The sequence below is a fragment of the Tepidimonas sp. genome (assembly GCF_046292505.1).
Taxonomy (GTDB): Bacteria; Pseudomonadota; Gammaproteobacteria; order Burkholderiales; family Burkholderiaceae_C; genus Tepidimonas.
Genome location: NZ_JBKBQX010000267.1, coordinates 1 through 535, shown reverse-complemented (window position 1 = coordinate 535; position 535 = coordinate 1). Strand labels below are relative to the sequence as shown.

The following is a 535-nucleotide window of genomic DNA, read 5'->3' as shown; positions in this document are numbered from 1 at the left end:
GGGCGTAGACCGCTTCGAACTCGCGGTTCATGGTTGCCAGCAAGGCATCGACCACGGCGCGCAGCTTGCGCAGTGGGTGGGCCTGCGGCACGCGCTCTTCGAGGCTGATGGTGCTGAACATCGCCCCCTGGAAGTCTTGACTGCTTCTCATCGTGCTCGTCTGCGTCGTTCGCGGATGGCCTCAGATCGTACCGCCCGACGCGGGGGGTGGCGAGGGATTTTTCAACGGCCTGTTAAGGACACGCTGAACAAATCAGCATTTTACTGGAAATGAGCGAGAGTGACCCCCTCATTGCTGCTCCCAGCTCGACCAAGAACGCCCGCCGTGAGCGCGACCCTGAGATGCACCAGACGAAGAAGGGCAACCAGTGGTACTTCGGCATGAAAGCGCACGTTGGGGTCGACGCCGAGACAGGGCTGGTACACACGGTGGTGGCCACCGCTGCCAACGTCTCGGATGTGACGCAGGCGCATCGGCTCTTGCACGGGCAAGAGACCGACGTCTTTGCCGATGCGGGCTATCAGGGAGTGGACA

The 535-nt window shown here is 62.1% G+C and carries 2 pseudogenes; one reads left to right on the top strand and one right to left on the bottom strand.

What is annotated here, in order from left to right:
* Window positions 1–151 (bottom strand): annotated as a pseudogene (locus ACK4TH_RS13190) (IS5/IS1182 family transposase); the annotation flags it as partial.
* 137 nt (window positions 152–288) lie between these two features.
* On the opposite strand from ACK4TH_RS13190, the pseudogene ACK4TH_RS13185 reads away from it, so the two are divergent.
* A pseudogene (locus ACK4TH_RS13185) lies at window positions 289–535 on the top strand (transposase); the annotation flags it as partial.